Here is a 4,611-nt window from a genome sequence, read left to right on the forward strand (position 1 = left end):
GCGCCATGGCCAGCACCCGGCGCATCCTCGACCTGCTGGCGGTGCCGATCACCGTACGCGACAACCACGACGCGCCGCTGGCCGAGCCGCTGCGTGGCGAGGTGAGCTTCGAGGGGGTGAGCTTCGAGGGGGTGAGCTTTCGCTATGCGGCAAGCGAGGTCGGCGTGGAGAGGGTCAGCCTCCACGTGCCTGCCGGCAATACGCTGGCCCTGGTGGGCGCCACCGGCTCCGGCAAGTCGACCCTGATCAAGCTGCTGCTGCGCTTCTACGACCCCAGCGCCGGGCGGGTGCTGATCGACGGCCAGCCCATCGACGCCGTGAGCCTCGCCTCCCTGCGCGGCGCCATCGGCCTGGTCAGCCAGGACGTCTACCTGTTCGAGGGCAGCGTGCGCGACAATATCGCCTACGGAAAGCCGGAGGCCGGCGAAGCGGAGGTGATCGAGGCGGCACGCACCGCCTCTCCACCATCGTCCACGCCGACGAGATCGTGGTGATCGAGGGCGGCCGCGTGGTGGAGCGCGGCAGCCACGAGACGCTGCTCGCCGCCGACGGCCGCTACGCCGCCCAGTGGCGGGTGCAGACCGGGGCGCTGATGGCGGACCTTGCCGAGGGCGACGCCACCCGTGCGTGAGGCGCTGGAGCGCCACCAGGTCTGGGGCTACCTGGCGGCGATCCTGGCCGGGCTCGGCCTGGGGCTGGCCCGCCCCGAGGCCGCCGGGCTGCTGGAAGGGGCGCTCTGGCCGCTGCTCGGCCTGCTGCTCTACGCCACCTTCACCCAGGTGCCCCTGGGGCGGCTCGGCCTGGCGGTGCAGGACTGGCGCTTCGCCTCGGCGCTGGTGGTCGGCAACTTCCTGATCCTGCCGCTGATCGTGGGGAGCCTGGTGGTCCTGCTGCCGCTGGCGCCCGCCGTCCAGGTCGGGGTGCTGCTGGTGCTGCTGGTGCCCTGTACCGACTGGTTCATCACCTTCACCCACCTGGGACGCGGCGATGCCGGGCGCGCCATCGCCGCCACGCCACTGCTGCTGGCGCTGCAGCTGGTGGCGCTGCCGGCCTATCTTTGGCTCTTCCTGGGGACGGAGTGGATGGGGGTCGCGGTCGGCGGGCCGCTGCTCTCCGCCTTCGCCGGGCTGATCCTGGCGCCGCTGGCGGCGGCCTGGCTGACCGAGCGCCTTGCCCGGCGCCATCTGAACGCTCGCCGCCTGGTGGCGGGGCTGGGCTGGCTGCCCGTGCCGCTGCTCGCTGCGGTGCTGCTGCTGGTGGCGGCCACCCAGGTCGGAAGCGTGGCGGGGCTGGGCGGGGTGCTGCTGCAGGTGCTGCCGCTCTTCGTCGGCTACCTGGTGCTGGCGGCGCTGCTGGGCCGAGGCCTGGGGCGCGCCTTCGGGCTGGTGCCCCCGGCGGCCAGGACGCTCACCTTCAGCTTCGGCACCCGCAACTCCTTCGTGGTGCTGCCCATCGCCCTGGCGCTGCCCGAGGCCTGGCAGGCCGCCGTGGTGGTAATCGTCTTCCAGTCGCTGGTGGAACTCTTCGGCATGGTGGCCTTCCTGCGCTGGGTGCCGGGCCGGCTGATTCCCGACTGCGGCTCGGTGCCGTCCTGATCCTCAGCGCCTGACCAGCACCGCATCCAGGCTCACCGGCACCTCGTCGCCGATCTGCTCGTAGCCGAGCAGCAGCATCACCGAGCGCAGGGTGGGGTCGGCCATCAGCTCACGGCCATCCAGCGCCACCCGCTCGGCGTTGGTGACCCGCACTCGCCCAGGCGACTCCCGGGTAAAGCGCACCGCCAGGGGCTCGCTGCGGGTGCTGTTGCCGGTCTGCACCGAGAGCATGAGCACCTCCACCAGGGATTCACCCACGGCCAGCCGCTCCAGACGCTCCGGCGGGAAGCGGGTGGTGAGGGTCGCCATGGGGCGCTCGGTGAAGCCCGAGAGCCAGGGCGGCAGCGGCCCCATGCGCTCGATCACGTCGCTCTGGGCCAGCCGCAGCGGCAGCACCAGGGTGCCGTCCGCCTCGGTGGTGCCGCTCAACCGGCGCACCTCGTGCTGGCGGGGAATGGGGCCCTCGGGGGCGATCTGCACCACGGTGGCGGTGACCCGCGAATGGGCGGGGTCCAGCTCCCAGGCGGCCGCCGCTGCCGCCGGAAGGACAGCCAGGGGCGCAGCCAGCAGGGCGACCAGGGCAGCGCCCAGGACGGAGGGCCGGAAAAGAGGGCGCTCAAGAGAGCGGGCAAGCGAACGAAGAGGCACCGGCGGATCTCCAGAAGGGGCGGGCCCAAGGAAGACCACGGCGGAGGGAGAAGGTGCCATGGAGGCTGCGAGCGGCGCTCGGGCTATGGCCACCTTCATTGCCATTCGCTATGATACGCCGGCGCGCTCGCGCACCTTCCTGTGAAAGGGCCTATAGCTCAGTTGGTTAGAGCAGGGGACTCATAATCCCTTGGTCGCTGGTTCGAGTCCAGCTGGGCCCACCATTCTGGCTGTTTGTCATCTCGTTGGTTACACCCTCGCTGTGTATGATGGTTCGCACTTATTACCATCAGCACCAAGAACGCGGGGAAGCATCGTGAACACGGAGAGTCACTCTCAGCTGGCGGCCTTCATCTGGTCCGTGGCGGATCTGCTGCGCGGCGATTTCAAGCAGTCCCAGTACGGCCGCATCATCCTGCCCTTCACCCTGCTGCGGCGCCTGGAGTGCGTGCTGGAGCCCACCAAGGCAGACGTGCTGCGTGCCGCCCGGGAGCATCAGGCCAAGCCCGACGCCGTGCGCGAGAAACTGCTGCTGCGCGCTGCCGTCCAGCCCTTCTTCAACGCATCAAAGTTGACCCTGGGCAGCCTCTCCGACACCCAGACCGCCGACGACCTGATGAGCTACGTGCAGTCGTTCAGCCAGGACGCCCGGGAGATCTTCGAGCACTTCGAGTTCGAGGGCTTCGTCCAGCAGCTGGCCGCCAACAACCTGCTCTACCAGGTGGTGCAGCGCTTCGCCGCCATCGACATGAGCCCGCAGCGGCTTTCCAATTACGGCATGGGCCTGGTGTTCGAGGAGCTGATCCGCAAGTTCGCCGAGAGCTCCAACGAGACGGCGGGGGAGCACTTCACCCCGCGCGACATCGTCCACCTGACCACCTCGCTGGTGCTCACCGGCCAGGACGACAAGCTGCGCCCCCACCGCATCGTCACCGTCTATGATCCGACGGCGGGCACGGGGGGCTTCCTCTCCGAGAGCGACGAGTACGTTCAGGAGGTCAGCCAGGAGGTGACCGTCTCGCTGCACGGCCAGGAGCTCAACCCCGAGTCCTACGCCATCTGCAAGGCCGACATGCTGATCAAGGGCCAGGCGGTGGAGCAGATCAAGCTCGGCAACACCCTCTCCGACGACCAGCTGGCTGGCCAGCACTTCGACTTCATGCTCTCCAATCCGCCCTTCGGCGTGGAGTGGAAGAAGGTGCAGAAGCAGGTCACCGACGAGCACAACCACAAGGGCTATGACGGCCGCTTCGGCCCCGGCCTGCCGCGGGTCTCCGACGGCTCGCTGCTGTTCCTGATGCACCTGGTCAGCAAGATGCGCTCCCGCCAGGAGGGCGGCTCGCGCATCGGCATCATCCTCAACGGCTCGCCGCTGTTCACCGGCGGCGCCGGCAGCGGGGAATCCGAGATCCGCCGCTACCTGCTGCAGCACGACCTGGTGGAGGCCATCGTCGGCCTGCCCACCGATCTGTTCTACAACACCGGCATCGCCACCTACGTGTGGATCCTCTCCAACCACAAGCCCGCCGAGCGCCGCGGCCAGGTGCAGCTGATCAACGCCACCGGCCGGGCCAGCAAGATGCGCAAGTCGCTGGGCAGCAAGCGCCAGTTCGTCGCCGACCGCGACATCGAGGAGATCGTGCGCCTCTACGGCGCCTGCCAGGAGAGCGAGGAGAGCAAGCTGTTCCCGGTGGAGGCCTTCGGCTACCGGCGCATCACCGTGGAGCGCCCGCTGCGCCTCAACTTCCAGGCCAGCCCCGAGCGCCTGGCCAGGCTCGATGACGAGAAGCCGCTACAGAAGCTCGCGGAGGGCGAGCGCGAGGCGATCAAGGCCGCCTGCGCCACCCTGGACCCGGAGCAGGTGTTCACCAACCGCGATGCCTTCATCAAGGCGCTAAAGGCCGCGCTCAAGGCCGAACTGAAACAAGAGCGCCTGAAGGTCGGCGCCCCGGTGCAGAAGGCGATTCTCAACGCCCTCTCCGAGCGCGACCCGGAGGCGGACATCTGCCTGGACAAGACCGGCAACCCAGAGCCCGACAGCGGCCTGCGCGATAACGAGAACGTGCCGCTGGACGAGTCGGTGTTCGACTACGTCGAGCGCGAGGTAAGGCCCCACGTCCCGGACGCCTGGATCGACGAGGAGAAGCGCGACCCGCTGGACGGCCGCATCGGCATCGTCGGCTTCGAGATCCCCTTCAACCGGCACTTCTACCAGTTCACGCCGCCGCGCCCGCTGGAGGAGATCGACGCCGACCTCAAGGCCTGCACCGACCGGATCAAGCAGATGATCGAGGAGCTGTCGGCATGAGCTTTCCGCGATATCCCGAGGTCAAGGATTCCGGCGTCGAGTGGCTGGGGGAGGTGCCGG

The 4,611-nt window shown here is 69.1% G+C and carries 3 protein-coding genes, 1 tRNA gene and 1 pseudogene; 4 read left to right on the plus strand and 1 reads right to left on the minus strand.

Going from position 1 to position 4,611, the window contains the following annotated elements:
• Positions 1–631: pseudogene (locus IBX53_RS14765) on the plus strand (ATP-binding cassette domain-containing protein); the annotation flags it as partial.
• Positions 624–1,595 carry an arsenic resistance protein gene (locus IBX53_RS14770; protein WP_290910735.1) on the plus strand — a complete coding sequence of 324 codons (972 nt, stop codon included), beginning with the start codon at positions 624–626 and terminating at the stop codon, positions 1,593–1,595. The pseudogene IBX53_RS14765 and the gene IBX53_RS14770, both read left to right, overlap by 8 nt.
• A gap of 3 nt (positions 1,596–1,598) precedes the next feature.
• Here IBX53_RS14770 and IBX53_RS14775 read toward each other — a convergent pair whose 3' ends face one another.
• Positions 1,599–2,243, minus strand: a complete 645-nt coding sequence (locus IBX53_RS14775) for a hypothetical protein (protein WP_290910738.1) — start codon at positions 2,241–2,243, stop codon at positions 1,599–1,601.
• Between the two features lie 147 nt (positions 2,244–2,390).
• Here IBX53_RS14775 and IBX53_RS14780 point away from each other — a divergent pair.
• Positions 2,391–2,467 (plus strand) — tRNA-Ile (locus IBX53_RS14780).
• Positions 2,468–2,559: 92 nt separating this feature from the next.
• The gene (locus IBX53_RS14785) at positions 2,560–4,551 is read left to right on the plus strand and encodes a class I SAM-dependent DNA methyltransferase (protein ID WP_290910741.1); all 1,992 of its coding nucleotides are present in this window, start codon (positions 2,560–2,562) and stop codon (positions 4,549–4,551) included.
• Positions 4,552–4,611: the final 60 nt, after the last annotated feature.

It is taken from the genome of Halomonas sp., from assembly GCF_014859505.1.
Lineage (GTDB): Bacteria > Pseudomonadota > Gammaproteobacteria > Pseudomonadales > Halomonadaceae > Halomonas.